Here is an 18,477-nt window from a genome sequence, read left to right as displayed (position 1 = left end):
CCTGCAGGCATTTCACATGAGCAATCCAAAATTCGAGCGGCCGCTGTCGCCGTTCATGATGTATCGATGGCAGTACACCAATACGCTGTCCATCCTGCACCGGCTCACCGGCTGCGCACTCACCGTCGGATTGCTGTTGTTTGTTTATTGGCTGGTCGCCGCCGCCAGCGGTCCCGAGGCGTACGCGTCGGCGCGCGATGTGTTCGCCCATCCGGTGACCATCGTTCTGCTGGTCGGTTTCTCGTTCGCTTTCTTTTATCACCTGCTCAACGGCGTGCGGCACCTGGTGTGGGATGTGGGCTACGGCTTCGAGAAGGCCAAGGCACGCGCCAGCGGCTGGCTGGTGTTCCTCGGTGCGACCGTGCTCACGGCTTTCCTTTGGTTCCTGCTGGCCCGCGGAGGTGCGGTATGAGTCTGCGCAGTCCGGTCGGACGAGTTCTGGGCCTGGGAGCGGCCGGTGAGGGCGTCGGCCACTGGTGGACGCAGCGAGTCACTTCGGTGGCGCTGGTGCTGCTGGGCTTGTGGTTCGTGTTCGCGCTGATCGCGCTGCCCGATCGCAGTTACGAAACCGTCACCGCGTGGATCCACGAGCCGATGAACGCCGTGCTGCTGTCGCTGCTGGTGGGCACGACGATCTATCACTCGCAGCTGGGTGTGCAGGTAGTGGTCGAGGATTACGTGAGTCATCACGGTGCCAAGATCATCACCATGCTGGCGCTGCAGTTCATTCACTATGTATTGGGCGCGCTCGGCATCTTCTCCGTGCTGCGCATCGCATTCGGGAGCGCCGCATGAGCGCGTATCAGTTCATCGATCATTACTACGACGTAGTTGTCGTCGGCGCTGGCGGCGCCGGCCTCCGTGCGACATTCGGGCTGGCGCATTCGGGTCTCTCGGTGGCGTGCGTGACCAAGGTCTTCCCGACGCGCAGTCACACGGTGGCCGCGCAGGGTGGCATCAGCGCCGCGCTCGGCAACATGGGCGAGGACGACTGGCGCTGGCACATGTACGACACCGTGAAGGGTTCGGACTGGCTGGGCGATCAGGACGCCATCGAGTTCATGTGCAAGGAGGCGCCCGGCGCCGTGATCGAGCTCGAGCACTACGGTCTGCCGTTCTCGCGTACCGACGACGGTCGCATTTATCAGCGTCCATTCGGCGGCATGACCACGCACTTCGGCAAGGGCACCGCGCAGCGCACGTGCGCAGCGGCGGACCGCACCGGCCACGCGATGCTGCATACGTTGTATCAGCAGGCGCTGCGTCACGAGGCGCAGTTCTTCGTTGAATATTTCGCCGTCGATCTGATCATGGACAACGGCGAATGCCGCGGCGTCGTCGCCATCAACATGTCCGACGGCACCGTGCATCGTTTCCTCGGTCATCAGACGATTCTTGCGACGGGCGGTTACGGCCGTGCGTACTTCTCGTGTACGTCCGCTCACACTTGTACCGGCGACGGCGGCGGCATGGTGCTGCGCGCTGGCCTGCCGCTGCAGGACATGGAGTTCGTTCAGTTCCATCCGACGGGCATCTACGGCGCCGGATGTTTGATTACCGAAGGCGTGCGCGGCGAGGGCGGCATTCTGCGCAACTCGCAGGGCGAGCGCTTCATGGAGCGTTACGCGCCGAACGCGAAAGATCTGGCGTCGCGCGACGTGGTCAGCCGTTCCATGACCATGGAAATTCGCGAAGGCCGCGGCGTCGGCCCGCACAAGGATCATATCTATCTGCACCTCGAGCACCTCGGTGCCGAAGTGATTCACGAGCGCCTGCCGGGCATCGCCGAGACCGCGAAGATTTTTGCTGGCGTCGATGTGACCAAGCAGCCGATTCCGGTGCTGCCGACCGTTCACTACAACATGGGCGGTATCCCGGCGAACTATCACGGCGAAGTGGTGATGCTGAAGGACGGCAATCCGGACGCGGTCGTGCCGGGCTTGATGGCGGTGGGCGAGGCGGCGTGCGTGTCCGTGCACGGCGCGAATCGCCTGGGTTCCAATTCGCTGCTGGACCTCGTGGTGTTCGGTCGCGAGGCCGCGCGGCACGCCGCCGAGATCGTCAAGCCGAACACCAAACATCGGCCGCTGCCGAAAGATGCGGGTGATTTCGCGCTCAGCCGCATCGACAAGTTCCGCAACGCCAAGGGCTCGCTGAAGACCGCCGAGGTCCGGCTGAACATGCAGCGCGTGATGCAGAACCACGCCGCCGTGTTCCGCACTTCCGAGTCGCTCAAGGAAGGCGTGGTGAAGATGCAGGACGTGTTCAAGTCGTTCGAGCAGGTGAACGTCAGCGATCGCGGCATGGTGTGGAACACCGACCTGATCGAAACGCTGGAGCTCGACAACCTGCGCAGCCAGGCGGTCGCGACCATCGTTTCCGCCGAGAATCGCAAGGAGAGCCGCGGCGCGCACGCGCACGAGGACTTCCCGAATCGTGACGACGTGAACTGGTTGAAGCACACCCTCGCGTGGGTGGATCCGCAGGGCAAGGTGTCGCTCGCCTATCGCCCCGTGCACTTGAACACATTGACCAACGACGTGGAGCCCGTTCCGCCCAAGGCGAGGGTGTACTGACCATGGCGCAATTCCGTCTTCCCAAGAACTCGGTCGTCGGCGTCGGCAAGCACTATCCGGCGCCGGCCGGTGCGAAGGACGTGCGGACCTTCCGCATCTATCGCTTCGATCCGGAGTCGGGCCAGAACCCACGCTACGACACGTACGAAATCGACATGTCGACGTGCGGTCCGATGGTTCTGGATGCGCTGATCAAGATCAAGAACGAGATCGATCCGACGCTGACCTTCCGTCGCTCCTGCCGCGAGGGCATCTGCGGCTCGTGCGCGATGAACATCGACGGCGTGAACACGCTGGCCTGCACGCGCGCGACCGAAGACGTGAAGGGCACGGTGAAGATCTTCCCGTTGCCGCACATGCCGGTGATCAAGGACCTCGTGCCGGATCTCACCAACTTCTACGCGCAATACGCGTCGGTGAAGCCGTGGCTGCAGACGCGGACGCCGGCGCCCCCGGATCGCGAGCGCCTGCAGTCGAAGGAAGATCAGGAGAAGATCGATCGTCCGGCCGCGTGCATCCTGTGCGCCTGTTGCTCGACCGCGTGCCCGAGCTACTGGTGGAACGGCGACCGCTATCTCGGCCCGGCGGCGCTGCTGGCTGCGTATCGTTGGATCGTCGACACGCGCGACGAAGCGACCGGCGAGCGCCTGGATGCGCTCAATGATCCGTTCAAGCTGTATCGTTGCCATACGATCATGAACTGCACCGAGGCGTGTCCGAAGGACCTGAACCCGGCCAAGGCCATTGCCGAGATCAAGAAGAAGCTGGCCGAACGGCAGCACTAAGATGCGGTTGGCGGTTAGCGGTTAGTGGTTGGTCGGAGCAGAGGCGCGAGGCCATTGTGAGCCGGGACGATTCTTCACCAACCGCCAACCGCCAAGCGCCAACCGCTGGCCAGCTCAAATGGCGCTGCCGGCGCGGCATGCGCGAATTGGACGTCCTGCTCGAACGGTATCTTCAGGAACGGTATCCTTCCGCCCCGGCTGCCGAACAACAGGCCTTTGCAGCATTGCTAGAAGCGCCAGACCCGCAGCTGTTCGCCTATGTAGTGCAACGCGAGGTGCCGGAAGATCCGGATTGGGCGCATGTCATTGCCAGACTCCGCAACGCCGACCCCGGCGATTCACCAGCCGCTGACGATTGATGTCCGCGGCCGTCGCACCGAGCGCTGGCTCGGCGCGCTGGCGGTGCTGGCCCTGGCAATTGCTGCCCGTCTGCTCGATTTGTCCCCGCTGGCCGCTGCCGTTCTTTTTTTCAGTGCATGCAGCCTGGTCGTCGCGGGCCTCTGGCGGCAGGGGTGGTTGGGCGGTGCTCACCGTCTGACGGGCGTCCGCTGGCTGTCCGACGGAAGCTGGATGCTTACCGACGCGGGACTGGTGAATCTGCCCGCGGCTTTGTCACCCCAATCCAGAGTCGGCAGCCGCTGGTTGTGGCTTCGCTGGCACATCGAAGCCGGCGGCCCGCGGCGACGCTCGATGTTGCTGCTCCAGGGCGATGTCGAAGACGGCGATTTGCGCCGCCTCGGCGTCCGCCTGCGCTTGGAATCAGTCTGCCGTCAGCCGCTGCGCGCGCGGGTTCTCGGTGCATGAGCATGTTTTTTGACGGCCATCACGTATTCACTCAGCGAATGTTCAGGGAAGCTTATGTCGCGGCGAACTTTCGCGCGGCCCGTCAGTCTATGAGTGCAGTCGTGGAGTGGCCACCGAGCGCGCTTCCGCCTGTCGGGCAGGGAGCGGGCGCTTGACGACCACACCGACGACGACCCCGGATGACACCGACCAGGAGCTGGTCCGGCGCGTGCAGGCCGGTGACCAGACGGCGTTCAACCTGCTGGTGCTCAAGTACCAGCATCGGGTACTGAAGCTGGTCGGGCGTTTCGTCAACGACGCGGCCGAGGCCGAGGACGTTGCCCAGGAGGCATTCCTCAAGGCGTATCGGGCGTTGGCCTCGTTTCGCGGCGACAGTGCGTTTTATACCTGGCTGTATCGGATTGCGATCAATACAGCCAAGAACGCGCTGGTGTCGCAGCGGCGCCGGCCGGTGGACTTCGACCTGGACCTGCAGGACCCGGAGCAGTACGACCGGCAGGCCAAGCTGAAGGAAGCGGACACTCCGGAAGCAGTGCTGCTGACGGACGAGATTCGCGCGGTCGTCGAGGAGGCGATGGAGCAGCTGCCCGAGGACCTGCGTACGGCGATCGTGCTACGTGAGCTGGAAGGCCTGTCGTACGAGGAGATCGCCGAAGCGATGGATTGTCCGGTGGGCACCGTGCGATCCCGGATCTTCCGGGCGCGCGAGGCCATCGACAAGAAGCTCAAGCCATTGCTGGAGTGAGCGCCGTTGCCGGAATGATGAGCGATGAGCGGCGATTGAATCGAATTGTGCATTGCTGGCAAGGTTGGCCAGGTTGGTGAGCGTGTCGACACATATGACCGGGGCGATGACCATCGTGGTGACAGCATGACGGATGCTCTGAATGAACAGCTTTCTGCCTGCCTGGACGGCGAGCTGCCGCCGGCGGAGCTCGACCTGCTCTTGAAGCGGGTGGGGCGAGAGGCTGAGTTGCGTGCCGCCATCGGCCGCTATTCGCTGATTGGCGAAGCCATGCGGGCCGAGCGCCCGGCGGTTGCTTCGCCCGACTTCGCCGGCAAGGTGATGGCCGCCGTGGCCGCGGAATCGACCGCGCCTGCCGCAACACCAACTCGCTCGCCGGTCCAGTACCCGAATCGCACCCGAAACGACGGTGTCCGGGCGCCGGCCGCCGCTTCTTGGATTTCCCCCGCGACCCTGCGTTACCTGCGGCCCGCGGCCGGTATGGCCATCGCCGCCGGTGTCGCGGCTGTTGCTGTGCTCACTCTGCAGCCCACCGGTCAGCCCGACTCGGGGGGCGTCGCGATGCCGATGGTCGCTGCCAATCAGCCCGCGGCGAACGAGTCCATCGTTTCGCCGGCCGACGATTCTGAGCCGAGTTATGTGGTGCCGACTACGACCTCGAGCTCCGCGTTCATCCCCGCCACCCGCCTGACCAACTACGTGGTCGCGCACAGCGAATATTCGTCGCCGCTCGGCCGCCGCTCGGTGCTCAGTGGAGTGCTGGCCGACGACGCGGAAGTTCAGGCGCTGGAATCGGGCGATGCCACGATCCAGATTTCTGTCGACGATGACGCTGCTTCGGTACGTTGATGGCTTCGTTGCACACCACGGTTCACATGCCGAAATGGCCGATTAGATGGCCGGTTGGTCTGATGGCCGCGATGCTGACCGTGGTGGCCACGGGAGCAGGGGCGGCGGATCGTGAAGCTCGCCAGTGGCTGGAGCGCATGTCCGAAGCGCTCGCCACCCGCAATTACGAAGGCCGCTTCTTTCATCTGCGCGACGAGCGCTCCGAAGCGATGCGGATCTATCACCGCGTCGACAGGGGCAAGGTCACCGAGCGCCTGGTCTCGCTCGACGGCAGCGGTCGCGAGATCATTCGCAATCAGACCGAAGTGATCTGTTATCTGCCGGACCGTCGCACGGTGCTGGTGGAAAAGCGCACCGACGACAACACACTGCTCGCGGCCGTGCCCGCGTACAACGATCAGCTCGAAGCTCACTACAACATCGAGCGTGGACCGTTCACCAAGGCGCTGGGCCGCCGCACGCAGGTGATCAATGTCACGCCTCGCGACCAGTTTCGTTATGGCTATCGTCTGTGGCTGGATGACGAAACGGCGATGCCGCTCAAATCGCAACTGTGCGATCGCAACGGCAAGGTCATCGAACAGATCCTGTTTGCGGAGCTCAATTTCCGCGACCGTATTCCTGCCGACAGCTTGAAGCCGTCCATTACCGGCGAAGGTTTTCGCTGGATCCGGCAAGACGCGCAGCCGCAGCTGGCGGCCGCGGGTCAGGCCGGAGGCTGGGGCGTGATCCGCCTGCCAGCGGGCTTCCGGCTGACGGCGTGGCGCATTCAATTCATCGCCGGCTCCAGCGGCCCGGTGCAGCACCTGGTGTATTCGGACGGCCTGGCGTCGGTGTCGGTATTCATCGAGCCCCGCAATCCGCAGGCCGAGCCGGTGAAGGGCCTGGCCAAAGTGGGCGCTGCCTTCGCCTTCTCCCGCTCGCTGGACGACCATCAGGTCACCGCTGTAGGCGAAGTGCCTCCCGTGACCCTGGAGGCCATTGCCGCCGGTGTCACCAAAGACGAGGCCGCAGCGCCGACCGCGCCTGCGCCTGCCACGAATCAGTCCGCTCTGCCGCCACCCCAGCCGCAGCAGTGACGGGGAACGAGCCTCCGCGATGACACAATGGACGGTCCTGAGCCGCCCCGAATGCAGCCTGTGCGAGCAAATGCTCCATGAGCTGGCTGAAGAGCTGAGTCCTGCCGAGGCGGCGCGGGTCAAGGTCGTCGATATCGGCCAGGATCCGGCCCTGGAGCGCAAGTACAGCCTGCGTATTCCCGTGCTGCTTGCCGACGACGAATTCGTCTGCAACTACCGGCTGGACCGGGAGCGGGTCCGGCGCATCACTGCCGGACCGGCGTAAACCGCACCCGGGTGCTGCTACGCCCACCGGCGGCGGCAGCTCCTGCACATTCATGTGCTTGCTGCATTCGGGCATCCTGCCCAGCACCAAGCCCGCTATAATCCGCCGCCGCCGGCCAGTCCCCCGGCCAGCAGTACAAGCCTTCTGATGAAGCTGATCCGCAATTTCTCGATCATCGCCCATATCGATCACGGCAAATCCACGCTCGCCGACCGTTTCATCCAGCTGTGCGGCGGCCTGGAAGCACGCGAGATGGAGGCGCAGGTGCTGGACTCCATGGATCTGGAGCGGGAGCGCGGCATCACCATCAAGGCGCAGGCCGTGTCGTTGCGCTACAAGGCGCGCGACGGCCAGGTCTATCAGCTCAACATGATCGATACGCCGGGCCACGTGGACTTTTCCTACGAAGTGTCCCGCTCCCTGGCAGCATGCGAAGGCGCGCTGCTGGTCGTGGACGCGGCGCAGGGCGTCGAAGCGCAGAGCGTCGCGAACTGCTACACGGCCATCGAGCAGGGGCTGGAAGTGGTGCCCGTGCTCAACAAGATCGACCTGCCCTCGGCCGAGCCGGAGCGGGTCATCAAGGAGATCGAGGAGATCATCGGCATCGAAGCCAGCGACGCGGTGCGTGTCAGCGCCAAGACCGGCGAGAACGTGCCGGAGCTGCTGGAGCAGTTGATCGCGCGCATCCCGCCGCCGAAGGGCGATCCCGAGGCGCCGCTGCAGGCTTTGATCATCGATTCCTGGTTCGACAACTACGTCGGCGTCGTGTCGCTGGTGCGGGTGGTGAACGGCTCGCTGCGCCGGGGACAGAAGATCCGCATGTGGTCGACGGGTCGCGCCTATCAGATCGACAAGCTCGGCCGCTTCACGCCCAAATCGGTGGCCAGCGAGTCGCTCGAGACCGGCGAAGTGGGGTTCGTGATCGCCGGCATCAAGGAGATCAACGGCGCGCCGGTGGGCGACACCATCACGCTCGACGCCCGGCCCGCCAGCGAGCCGCTGGCCGGTTTCAAAAAGGTCCAGCCGCGCGTGTTCGCCGGCGTGTTCCCGGTGAAATCGGATGATTACGAAAACTTCAGGGACGCGCTCGCCAAATTGAAGCTCAACGATTCGGCACTACATTACGAGCCGGAAGTCTCGACCGCGCTGGGCTTCGGCTTTCGCATCGGCTTCCTGGGCCTGCTGCATATGGACATCGTGCAGGAGCGGTTGGAGCGCGAGTACAACCTGGACCTGATCACCAGCGCGCCGACGGTGGTGTACGAGGTGCTCAAGACCGACGGCACGCTGGTATACGTGGACAATCCGTCCAAGCTGCCGCCGAGCAACGAAATCGAGGATTTGCGTGAGCCGATCATTACAGCAAACATTCTCTTGCCGCCCGAGTACGTCGGCGCCGTGATCACGTTGTGCACGGAGAAGCGCGGCCGGCAGACCAAGATGCTATACGTCGGCAACCAGGTGTCATTGCAATACGAAATGCCGATGGCCGAAGTGGTGCTGGATTTCTTCGACCGCCTCAAGTCGGTGAGCCGCGGCTACGCTTCCTTCGACTACGAATTCGCCCGCTTCGAATCGGCGCCGCTGGTCAAGCTGGACGTGCTGATCAACGGCGACCGCGTCGATGCGCTGTCGTTGATCGTGCATCGCGATAACGCCTATGCGCGCGGCCGCGAGCTGGTCGACAAGATGCAGGAACTGATTCCCCGGCAGCAGTTCGAAATCGCGGTGCAGGCCGCCATCGGCAGTCACATCGTCGCGCGCGCGACCGTGAAGGCCCTGCGCAAGAACGTTCTCGCCAAGTGTTACGGCGGTGACGTTTCGCGCAAGCGCAAGCTGCTGGAGAAGCAGAAGGAAGGCAAGAAGCGCATGAAGCAGATCGGTTCGGTCGAGATCCCGCAGGAGGCCTTCCTGGCCGTGCTGCAGGTGGGCAAGGCCAAGAAAGAATAAGTGGGCACAGCATGATCTTCGACTTTTCGTTCATCCTGGTGGCGGCGACGTTGCTCACCGGCCTGATCTGGGCCATCGACGCGCTGGCGTTCAAGCCGAGGCGCATGGCCGACGCGGCCGCCAAGGGCATCACGCCGGAACACGTTCGCGAGCCGCTGGTGGTGGAGTACGCGCGCTCGTTCTTTCCGGTGATCCTGATCGTGCTGCTGATCCGCTCGTTCCTGTTCGAGCCGTTCCGCATTCCCTCCGATTCGATGATGCCGACGCTGCTCGACGGCGACTTCATCTTCGTCAACAAGTTCTCCTATGGCCTGCGGCTGCCGGTGCTCAACTCCAAGATCCTTGCCATTGGCGAGCCGCAGCGGGGCGATGTGATCGTGTTCCGCCTGCCGAAGGACCCGGCCACCAACTACATCAAGCGTCTGGTGGGCCTGCCGGGCGATCACGTCGTGGTGCGCGGCCAGAACCTTTACATCAATGGCGAGCGGGTCAAGGTCGACATGAACGGCACCTACACCGGCCACGGCCATACCGGGGCGCAGCTGGCGACCGAGCACTTGGGCGACATCGAGCACCAGGTGCTGTATCTGCCGGGCCGCGAAGCCCGGGACTACGACGAGATCGTCCCTGCCGGGCATTATTTCTTCATGGGCGACAACCGGGACAACAGCCGGGACAGCCGCTACTTCGAGGTGGGCTTCGTGCCCGAGCGCAACCTGGTGGGCAAGGCGGTGCGGATCTGGCTCAACTGGGACCTGCCGGCCGCGCCAATCTGGGACCGAATCGGCGATCCGATCCGGTAATTCAGGTATCTTTCGCGCCACTGACCCCCTAACCGGTGGGCCTTTGGCGGCCCGTAAAGTGGAGTTGCAAGCATGCGTTCCCGTCAGCGTGGCGCTACTGCCCTGGGTATGTTGACCATCGTCGCCATCCTGGGTCTGGCCGTGTTCGCCTTGATCCGGCTGGTCCCCCTGTATCTGGAATACATGGCGGTGGCACGCGCCCTGGAGCAGACTGCCAAGGAAAATTCGGGCGGCGATCAGCGCGCGCTCAGAAACTCGCTGTCGCGTCGCTGGGCGGTCGAGGACATCAAGTCCATCGATTACCAGGACATCGAGATCAAACGAGACGGCAAAGGCTTCGTGATGCGCGCCTGGTATCGTGCCGAGGCACCGTTCATCGCCAACGTTTCTTTGGTCGTCGACTTCGACAAGAGCGTGACTGTCGGCGGCGCAACCTAGTCGGGGATCTGAGTCGCACTTGAAGACCGCGCGCGAATGGCTACGTGAGAAGCTTGGATACGAGTGCCGCGACCCGGCTTTGCTCGAGTCCGCGCTTACGCATCGCAGCGCGGGTGGGGCGCACAACGAGCGCCTGGAATTCCTGGGCGACGCAGTGCTTACCTGCGTGGTCGCCAAGCTGGTATTCAATGCATTCCCTGAGGCCAACGAAGGCGATCTGTCCCGCTTCCGCGCCAGCCTGGTGAGTGGCGAGGCGCTGGCCGTGATCGCCGCCGAGATCGATCTCGGCAGCCAGCTGCGGCTGGGCTCGGGCGAGCTGAAGTCCGGCGGATTCCGACGCAAGTCCATCCTGGCCGATGCGCTGGAGGCATTGTTCGGCGCCGTCTATCTCGACGGCGGCTTCGAGGCCGCCGCTGGCGTGATCGAACGATTGCTGGTGCCGCGCCTGGGCCGGCTGCCCAGCGCCGACGAACTGAAGGACCCCAAGACTCGTTTGCAGGAAGCACTGCAGGCGCGCGGCTTGCCGCTGCCCTCATATTCGGTCGAATCCATCACCGGCGAGGCGCACAATCAGCTTTTCGAGGTGCGCTGCTCGGTGAGCTCGCTGGGCCTGCAAGTGTCCGCCAGCGGTCCGAGCCGGCGCCGCGCCGAGCAGGCCGCTGCCCAGTTGTTATTGAATGCCTTCCACCAGAGCCAGGAAAAATCCACCTGATGAAGCTGCGACGTTTCGCGATCCGATGAGCGAGCAACCCCCACAAGTCCCGGACCAGCCCTCCGAAGAATCCGCCGATCTGCACGAGCACGATGAAGCCGGCGGCCTGGCTGTGTCCGAGAATTATCGCTGCGGTTTCGCGGCCATCGTCGGCCGGCCCAACGTCGGCAAGTCGACGCTGTTGAACGCGTTGCTCCGGCGCAAGGTCAGCATCGTCAGTCCCAAGCCGCAGACCACGCGGCATCGCATCCTGGGGATACTGACGCGGCCGGAGGAACAGATCATTTTCGTCGATACGCCGGGCATTCATTCCGGCGGCCGTCGCGCCATGAATCGTCACATGAACCGGGCCGCGCTCGCGTCCCTGCAGGATGCGGACGTGAACCTGTTCGTGGTCGAATCGCTGAGCTGGAGCGACGAGGACCAGCGCGTGCTGGATGCTCTGGTTCAGCAGAAGCGTCCGATCATCCTGGTGCTCAGCAAGGTCGATAAGGTGACGCCGCGCGAGCGTCTGCTGCCCTTCATCGAAGAACTGAACCGGCGCGCTGAATTCGTCGAGGTGGTGCCGTTGTCGGCGCTGAAGAAAAGCAATATCGAGCAGCTGCCGTCCATCATCGCGCGCCATCTGCCGCTGTCGCCGCCGCATTTTCCGCCGGATCAGCTCACCGATCGCAGCCGTGAATTCCAGGCGGCGGAGATCGTGCGCGAGAAACTCACATTGCGTCTGAGGCAGGAGCTGCCGTACGGGCTGACTGTGTCCATCGAGCAATTCAAGGAAGAGGACGGACGGCTGCTGGTCAATGCCGTGATCTGGGTGGAGCGCACCGGCCAGAAGGCCATCGTCATCGGCCAGGGCGGTGAGCAACTCAAAGAAGTCGGGCGCGCCTCGCGCATCGAAATGTCCAACCTGTTCGGCCGCCCGGTGCACCTGGAGCTGTGGGTGAAGGTCAAGGAGAATTGGTCGGACAACGAAATGGCGCTCAAGCAGCTGGGCTACGAAATGTAGGAACCGAAGTGACTGGTGACCAATGACTGATGAATGGTCAGAAATGCTTCGGCGGCATGGTCGTGCGCCTCTGACTATTCATTAGTCACCATTCATTAGTCACTTCCAAGCCGCAGTGGCCAACGTTCATCTCCAGCCGTCATACGTACTGCATCACCGGCCGTATCGCGATACGAGCCGGATTCTGGAGTTGTTCACGCGCGATCACGGTCGCGTTTCGGTGTTTGCCCGCGGCGCGCGCGGCGGCAGTAAATCCAACTCGTCGCTGCTCTCCATCCTGCAGCCGTTCAATCGGCTGCTGGTGTCGTGGAGCGGGCGGGGCGAAGCGGGGCAGTTGACTGGGGCCGAGTTCGACGGCGCGATGATGCCGCTGCCCCCGGACCGCCTGGTGCACGGGTTCTATTTGAACGAGCTGTTGCTGAAGCTGTTCGCGCGTCACGACAGCCATCCCGACGTATTCGCGCTGTACTCGCAGACCCTGGACCAGCTGAAGCGAGAGGACCCGATCCGGCCCTTGCGCCTGTTCGAGAAGCGCCTGCTCGACGCCATCGGCTATGGCCTGGCGTTGGAACGAGACGCGCGCGACCACGAGCCGATCGATCCGGACGCTTCTTATCACTACCGCATGGAGCAGGGGCCGGTGCGGATCGAAGGCGTGGCCGAGGGGACGGTGGTTTATTCCGGCGCAACGCTGCTGTCGCTGGGCCGCGAGGAATTGTCGGACGCGGCGGTCTGCGCCGATGCCCGCCGTCTGTTGCGAGCCGCCCTGGACCGCTGCCTGGAGGGCCGAGAGCTGCGCACCCGGCAAGTCATGCTGGCGTTGCGAAAGGGAAAATGACAGCATTCCCCAATGCTTCACCTCGGTGTAAATGTCGATCACGTGGCGACGCTGCGTCAGGCGCGTCGCACTACCTATCCTGATCCGTTGTTTGCGGCGTTGATCGCCGAACAGGCGGGCGCGGACAGCATCACCATTCATCTGCGCGAAGATCGTCGGCATATCCAGGACCGCGACGTGCGCATGTGCAAGGATGCGCTGCAGACTCGCCTGAACCTGGAAATGGCAGCCACCGACGCCATGGTCGGCATCGCCCTGGAGGTCCGCCCTCCGGATGTCTGCCTGGTGCCGGAGAAGCGCACCGAAATCACCACCGAGGGCGGCCTCGACGTGGCCGGCCAGCAGGATTCGTTGAAGAAGGTCTGCGCCAAGCTGGCGAACGCCGGCATTCGCGTGTCCCTGTTCATCGATCCGGAACCGGCGCAACTCGAAGCCGCGGTACGGGTCGGTGCACCGGTCGTCGAGCTGCACACCGGCGCCTATGCCGATGCGATCGGCGAACAGCGGGCCAAGGAGCTCAAGCGCATCGAAGCGGCGGCCCACCACGCGGCCAAGCTGGGGCTCACCGTGCATGCCGGCCATGGCCTGCATTATCACAATGTGCAGCCCATCGCAGCGATCCACGAGATCGTCGAGCTGAACATCGGGCACTCCATCGTGGCGCATGCCGTGATTCATGGCATGGCGACTGCGGTCGCCGAGATGAAGCGTCTGATGCTGCAGGCCCGAGCCGGGCGGTGATGAGAAGAGCGGTAAGCGGTTGGTGGTTAGAGGTTGGCCGGACGAGGGCGCTACGACGATCGCTAACTGACCACCAACCACCAACCGCCAACCACTAGCCATGATTTTCGGCATTGGCACCGACATCGTGCAGATCCAGCGCATCGAGCGGCTGCACGAGAAGTATGGCGAGCATTTCATCCAGCGCTTGCTGTTGCCCGCAGAACTGGACGCGTTTCGCGCGCAGACTCGCCCCGCGCGGTTTCTCGCGATGCGCTTTGCCGCCAAGGAAGCCATTGTCAAAGCCATGGGGACCGGTTTCGCGCATGGCATCTGGATTCGCGATGTCGGCGTGGCCGCGAACGAATTCGGCCGGCCCGGCATCATCTGGTCGGAGCGCGGCCAGCGGCTGCGCGAGCGGCTCGGCATCGGCGAGGGTCACATCACATTGACCGATGAAGCGGGGCTGGTGGTCGCAGTGGCGGTGCTGATGTGCCGTGGTCATTGAGAATGGCGAATTAAATGCCCGTATTTGTTTTCGACATAGAAACCATTCCCGACGTCGAGTTGGGCCGTCGCATCTATGACCTGGGCGACCTGAGCGACAAGCAGGTCGGCTATGTGATGCAGGCCAAGCGTCGCGAAGCCTCGGGCACCGAGTTTCTTTCCTACGAGCAGCAGCGCGTGGTCGCCATCTCGGTGGCACTGCGCTCGCGCGATACATTCAAGGTGTGGTCGCTCGGCGATCCGAACGCGTCGGAGGCCGAGATCATCCAGCGCTTCTACGATGGCATCGAGAAGTACACGCCCGATCTGGTTTCCTGGAACGGCGGCGGCTTCGATCTGCCGGTGCTGCACTATCGCGCGCTCCGTCACGGCATCGTCGCGCCACGCTATTGGGAAGGCGGCGATGAGGACCAGGCGTTTCGCTGGAACAACTATCTCAATCGCTATCACTCCCGGCACCTGGACTTGATGGATGTGCTGTCGAGCTACCAGAGCCGCGCCCGGGTGAGCTTGCAGGCCGCGGCCACGTTGCTCGGTTTGCCCGGCAAGCTCGGCATGAGCGGCGACAAAGTTTGGGATGCCTACCTCGAGGGACAGATCGACGTCATCCGCAACTACTGCGAAACCGATGTGCTCAACACGCTCTTGATCTATCTGCGCTTCGAAATGATGCGTGGCCGTCTCATGCGCGATGAGTATGAAGCCGAGATCGCCAGGGTGCGCGAGGTGCTGGCCACGCAGGCCGCTCAGGGCAAGCCGCACTTCCAGGAATTCCTCGCCGCCTGGGGGCCGTCCCAACGATGAGCAGGCGGAGCAATGCGCAGCGCGCACCGGAAGTCGCAAAGATCACCGATCTGTCGCACGAAGGCCGCGGCATCGCCCATGTCGAGGGCAAGACGGTTTTCATCGACGATGCTCTGCCCGGCGAGCTGGTCGAATGGCAGCGCTTCAAGCGCGGGCGCAACTTCGACGAAGGACGTTTGCTGCGCGTCATCGAGCCGTCGCCGGCTCGCGTCGAGCCGCGCTGCATACATTTCGGCATGTGTGGCGGCTGCGTGTTGCAACACCTGTCCGGCGAACAACAGCTGCTGTTCAAACAAAAGCAGCTTATGGATTCCTTGACGCGCATCGGCAAAGTCACGCCGCAGGAGATTCTACCGCCGCTGCAGGCGGACACCTGGAACTATCGGCGTCGCGCGAGACTGGCGGCACGCTGGGTGCCCAAGAAGAACCGCACGGTGGTCGGTTTCCGCGAGCGCAATACGCCCTACATCACCGACCTGCAGCGTTGTGAAGTACTGCAGTCGCCGATGGATCGACTCATCGTGCCGCTGTCGGAGCTGGTCACGGCATTGAGCATTCGCAATCGTGTGCCGCAGATCGAAGTGGCGGTGGCGGATAACGCGGTTGCCCTGGTGGTGCGGGTGCTCGAGCCGTTGACCGATGCGGATAAAGCGCTGCTGCAGCGGTTCGGCCGCGAACATTCGGTACAAATGTTTCTCCAGCCCGGTGGCTATGACACCGTCGCGCCCCTGCATGACGCTGGGGAGGAACTCGCGCCGCTGGAGTATCGCGTGCCCGCGTTCGATCTCGCGCTGCATTTCCTGCCGACCGACTTCATCCAGGTCAATGGCCCGCTCAATCTGCAGATGATCGATCGCGCGGTCACGTTGCTTGCGCCCCAGAGCACGGATCGTGTGCTGGATCTGTTCTGTGGGCTGGGGAATTTCTCATTGCCGCTGGCGCGCCGGGCGGGGCAAGTGGTCGGGGTCGAGGGAGATGCCAGCCTGGTGGCGCGCGCTCGGGCCAATGCGGCTCGAAACGGCCTGGAGAACGCGCAGTTTTATACGGCCAACCTGGCCGACGAGAGCCTGGGCACGGCGCAATTCTCGAGCCCGTGGGCCGGCAAGTTCGACAAGGTACTGCTGGATCCGCCGCGCGCCGGTGCTCAAGAAGTCCTGCCTGTGGTCGCTAAGTCGGGTGCCGACACCGTGTTGTACATTTCCTGTCATCCGGGCAGCCTGGCGCGCGATGCCGGTATTCTCGTGCACGAGCATGGTTACGAACTGCGCGCCGCCGGTGTGATGGATATGTTTCCCCATACGGCGCACGTGGAATCGGCCGCACTCTTCGTGAAGGCGGTTGGCGGTTAGTGGCTAGTGGTTAGCCAGAGCGAGACCACTACCGGGATCGTCGACTATTCTTCATCCAACCACCAACCGCTAACCACCAACCGCCGTCCTATGACTCTCGGGCCACTGATGATCGACGTGCAGGGCACCACCCTGACCGAGGAAGATCGGGAACTGCTGGCTCATCCGCTGGTTGGCGCTGTGATCCTGTTCACGCGCAATTTCGAAAGCGTCGAGCAGTTGCAGCGACTGGTCGCCGACATTCGCGCCGTGCGCTCGCCGCCGCTGTTGGTCACGGTCGATCATGAGGGCGGCCGTGTACAGCGGTTTCGCAAGGGCTTTACCGTGTTGCCGTCGATGCGTGTCATCGGCCGCCAATACGATCTGGACCCGGTCGCAGGTCGCTTGCTGGCCCGCCAATGCGGCTGGCTGATGGCCGCCGAGTTGCGGGCCGTGGGCATCGATATGAGTTTTGCGCCGTGCGTGGACCTGGACTATGGCGCCAGCACGGTGATCGGGGATCGTTCCTTTCATCGCGATGCGCGCATCGTGTCCGAGCTGGCCATCGCCTTCATGGGCGGCATGCGGGAAGCGGGCATGGCGGCCACCGCCAAGCACTATCCCGGCCATGGTTTCGTAGCCCCCGATTCGCACGTGGCCATGCCGGTGGACCGCCGTCCGCTGGCGGACATGGACGAGGACCTCACCCCGTATCGCCGGCTGATCGACAACGGCCTGGCCTCCATCATGGCCGCCCATGTGATCTTCACCGACGTGGACGATAAGCCAGCGGGCTTCTCACGCCGCTGGCTGCAAAGCGAGCTGCGCGGCCGGCTGGGTTTCGAGGGCGCCATATTCACCGACGACCTGTCCATGGCCGGCGCCAAAGTGGTCGGGGACATGCCGGCCCGGGCCAAAGCGGCCCTGGAAGCCGGTTGTGATGTGCTTTCCTTGTGCAACGATCGTCAAGGTGTGCTCCAGGTCATCGATTCTTTGCGGGGGAGCGGAGATCCTTTAAGTCAAGTCCGCATGGCCCGCCTGCACGGCAAGCCGGGATTGCCCCGCGACGCGCTGCACGCTTCGCTGGAGTGGCGTGCCTGCGAGGGGGCCGTGAAGGGCTGCATGGAGCGGCCCGATCTACGGCTGAATGCATAAGCAGAACCGAACAACATGAGCGTCGACGCAACACTGCTGAAAAGCCTGGTGGAGGCCGCCCCGGAGGGGGTGGTGGTTTGCGACGCCCGTGCCGCCGATCACCCGGTGGTGTTCGTGAACGCTGCAATGGAGAAGCTCACCGGTTACGACGCCAGCCAGTTCCTGGGCCGCAGCCTGCGTTTCCTGCAGGGCGAGGATCATGAACAGGAGGGCCTGGCCAAGATTCGCGCCGCCCTGCAAGACGGCAAGTCGTGCCAGACCACGCTGCGCAACTATCGGCGTGACGGCACGATGTTCTGGAACGAAGTGACCATTCAGCCGCTGCGCGATGCCAGCGGGACTGTGACGCACTTCGCAGGCTTTCATCGCGAGGGCGGCGATCGGCTGCGTCTTCCCGAAGCGCGCGACAAGAGTGATCCGGCACTGAGTACACAAACCATGCTGGCCTACCTGCGCGACGACAAACTGACCGGGCTGTTGCGCCGGACCTATTTCGATGAGCTGGTGAAGCGGGACTGGGGCCTGGCGCAGCGCGAGTCACGCCGCCTCAGCTTCCTGATCTTCGATCTGGACTGCTACTTCACCTACAAGGAAACATTCGGCAAGAACGGTTCGGATCAATCGTTCAAGCGCATCTCACGGGTCATCGGCGGATGTTTCCGACGCGCCAGCGACCTGTGCGGCCGTTTCGATGAAGACCAGATTGCCGCGATGACCACCGGTCTGGATCTGGCACAGGCTTCCAAGTTGGCCGAGGCGGTGCTGGGGCGAGTGCGCGATCTCGCTATTCATCATCCGCGCTCGATCGTGTCGCGTTACGTGACGGCCAGTGCCGGCGTCGTTTCCCTGGTGCCGCCGCACGATGCCGCACCGGAGCGCATTTACGAGCAGGCGTTGAAGGCGTTGCGTGACGCCAAGGATCTGGGCCGCAATCGCGTGGTCAGTCGCGAAGCGGATTAAGGGCAATGGCACTTATTAACCCGGCGTGAAACTACATGAATCTAAAACATCGGTGTGACATACTCCGCCGGTGAGCCAAGAAGATCGCCGCAAGGCCAGCACAGACGCCAGAATCGAGTTGCGCAAGCAAGCCCTTGCGCTGCGAGCGGACGG

The 18,477-nt window shown here is 63.6% G+C and carries 22 protein-coding genes; all 22 read left to right on the top strand.

Going from position 1 to position 18,477, the window contains the following annotated elements; all coding sequences use genetic code 11:
* The first annotated feature begins 16 nt into the window (after positions 1–16).
* The 22 genes from sdhC to VGE08_RS23240 all read left to right on the top strand — a co-directional run bounded on the left by sdhC (position 17) and on the right by VGE08_RS23240 (position 18,324).
* The gene (gene sdhC, locus VGE08_RS23345) at positions 17–412 is read left to right on the top strand and encodes a succinate dehydrogenase, cytochrome b556 subunit (protein WP_331070340.1); all 396 of its coding nucleotides are present in this window, start codon (positions 17–19) and stop codon (positions 410–412) included.
* Positions 409–795: a succinate dehydrogenase, hydrophobic membrane anchor protein gene (sdhD, locus tag VGE08_RS23340; protein WP_331070339.1), complete on the top strand. Its 387-nt coding sequence runs from the start codon at positions 409–411 to the stop codon at positions 793–795. The genes sdhC and sdhD overlap by 4 nt, the downstream gene beginning before the upstream one ends.
* On the top strand, positions 792–2,576 hold the full coding sequence (gene sdhA / locus VGE08_RS23335; RefSeq protein WP_331070338.1) for a succinate dehydrogenase flavoprotein subunit: 1,785 nt from the start codon (positions 792–794) through the stop codon (positions 2,574–2,576). The genes sdhD and sdhA overlap by 4 nt, the downstream gene beginning before the upstream one ends.
* 2 nt (positions 2,577–2,578) lie before the next feature.
* Positions 2,579–3,361: a succinate dehydrogenase iron-sulfur subunit gene (locus VGE08_RS23330; RefSeq protein ID WP_331070337.1), complete on the top strand. Its 783-nt coding sequence runs from the start codon at positions 2,579–2,581 to the stop codon at positions 3,359–3,361.
* A gap of 56 nt (positions 3,362–3,417) precedes the next feature.
* Positions 3,418–3,720 carry a succinate dehydrogenase assembly factor 2 gene (locus tag VGE08_RS23325; protein ID WP_331070336.1) on the top strand — a complete coding sequence of 101 codons (303 nt, stop codon included), beginning with the start codon at positions 3,418–3,420 and terminating at the stop codon, positions 3,718–3,720.
* Positions 3,662–4,165, top strand: coding sequence for a hypothetical protein (locus VGE08_RS23320; protein WP_331070335.1), 504 nt, complete (start codon positions 3,662–3,664; stop codon positions 4,163–4,165). The genes VGE08_RS23325 and VGE08_RS23320 overlap by 59 nt, the downstream gene beginning before the upstream one ends.
* Before the next feature lie 151 nt (positions 4,166–4,316).
* Positions 4,317–4,910, top strand: a complete 594-nt coding sequence (rpoE, locus tag VGE08_RS23315) for an RNA polymerase sigma factor RpoE (protein WP_331070334.1) — start codon at positions 4,317–4,319, stop codon at positions 4,908–4,910.
* Between the two features lie 126 nt (positions 4,911–5,036).
* Positions 5,037–5,759, top strand: coding sequence for a sigma-E factor negative regulatory protein (locus VGE08_RS23310; RefSeq protein WP_331070333.1), 723 nt, complete (start codon positions 5,037–5,039; stop codon positions 5,757–5,759).
* Complete coding sequence (locus VGE08_RS23305) at positions 5,759–6,838, top strand: MucB/RseB C-terminal domain-containing protein (RefSeq protein ID WP_331070332.1); 1,080 nt, start codon at positions 5,759–5,761, stop codon at positions 6,836–6,838. Before VGE08_RS23310 ends, VGE08_RS23305 begins: the two co-directional genes overlap by 1 nt.
* Before the next feature lie 19 nt (positions 6,839–6,857).
* Positions 6,858–7,103, top strand: a complete 246-nt coding sequence (locus tag VGE08_RS23300) for a glutaredoxin family protein (RefSeq protein WP_331070331.1) — start codon at positions 6,858–6,860, stop codon at positions 7,101–7,103.
* Between the two features lie 147 nt (positions 7,104–7,250).
* Positions 7,251–9,053 carry a translation elongation factor 4 gene (lepA, locus tag VGE08_RS23295; protein WP_331070330.1) on the top strand — a complete coding sequence of 601 codons (1,803 nt, stop codon included), beginning with the start codon at positions 7,251–7,253 and terminating at the stop codon, positions 9,051–9,053.
* An 11-nt stretch (positions 9,054–9,064) separates the two neighbouring features.
* Positions 9,065–9,856: a signal peptidase I gene (gene lepB, locus VGE08_RS23290; protein WP_331070329.1), complete on the top strand. Its 792-nt coding sequence runs from the start codon at positions 9,065–9,067 to the stop codon at positions 9,854–9,856.
* Between the two features lie 72 nt (positions 9,857–9,928).
* Positions 9,929–10,294, top strand: a complete 366-nt coding sequence (locus VGE08_RS23285) for a DUF4845 domain-containing protein (RefSeq protein WP_331070328.1) — start codon at positions 9,929–9,931, stop codon at positions 10,292–10,294.
* Between the two features lie 19 nt (positions 10,295–10,313).
* Positions 10,314–11,006 (top strand): ribonuclease III, encoded by a 693-nt coding sequence (gene rnc, locus VGE08_RS23280; RefSeq protein WP_331070327.1) that lies wholly within the window; start codon positions 10,314–10,316, stop codon positions 11,004–11,006.
* Between the two features lie 25 nt (positions 11,007–11,031).
* Positions 11,032–12,012 (top strand): GTPase Era, encoded by a 981-nt coding sequence (era, locus tag VGE08_RS23275; RefSeq protein WP_331070326.1) that lies wholly within the window; start codon positions 11,032–11,034, stop codon positions 12,010–12,012.
* Between the two features lie 115 nt (positions 12,013–12,127).
* The gene (recO, locus tag VGE08_RS23270) at positions 12,128–12,850 is read left to right on the top strand and encodes a DNA repair protein RecO (RefSeq protein ID WP_331070325.1); all 723 of its coding nucleotides are present in this window, start codon (positions 12,128–12,130) and stop codon (positions 12,848–12,850) included.
* 12 nt (positions 12,851–12,862) lie between these two features.
* Entirely contained in the window at positions 12,863–13,591 is a 729-nt protein-coding gene (gene pdxJ, locus VGE08_RS23265) for a pyridoxine 5'-phosphate synthase (protein ID WP_331070324.1), read from the top strand.
* A gap of 100 nt (positions 13,592–13,691) precedes the next feature.
* Positions 13,692–14,078, top strand: a complete 387-nt coding sequence (gene acpS, locus VGE08_RS23260) for a holo-ACP synthase (protein ID WP_331070323.1) — start codon at positions 13,692–13,694, stop codon at positions 14,076–14,078.
* A 14-nt stretch (positions 14,079–14,092) separates the two neighbouring features.
* On the top strand, positions 14,093–14,881 hold the full coding sequence (locus tag VGE08_RS23255) for a 3'-5' exonuclease (RefSeq protein WP_331070322.1): 789 nt from the start codon (positions 14,093–14,095) through the stop codon (positions 14,879–14,881).
* On the top strand, positions 14,878–16,230 hold the full coding sequence (gene rlmD, locus VGE08_RS23250; protein WP_331070321.1) for a 23S rRNA (uracil(1939)-C(5))-methyltransferase RlmD: 1,353 nt from the start codon (positions 14,878–14,880) through the stop codon (positions 16,228–16,230). Before VGE08_RS23255 ends, rlmD begins: the two co-directional genes overlap by 4 nt.
* A 90-nt stretch (positions 16,231–16,320) precedes the next feature.
* Entirely contained in the window at positions 16,321–17,364 is a 1,044-nt protein-coding gene (nagZ, locus tag VGE08_RS23245; protein ID WP_331070320.1) for a beta-N-acetylhexosaminidase, read from the top strand.
* Positions 17,365–17,379: 15 nt separating this feature from the next.
* Positions 17,380–18,324, top strand: a complete 945-nt coding sequence (locus VGE08_RS23240) for a diguanylate cyclase domain-containing protein (protein WP_331070319.1) — start codon at positions 17,380–17,382, stop codon at positions 18,322–18,324.
* Positions 18,325–18,477 lie beyond the last annotated feature (153 nt).

The sequence above is a fragment of the Steroidobacter sp. genome (assembly GCF_036406195.1).
Classification (GTDB): Bacteria; Pseudomonadota; Gammaproteobacteria; order Steroidobacterales; family Steroidobacteraceae; genus Steroidobacter.
This window is presented reverse-complemented; position numbering and strand designations above follow the sequence as displayed.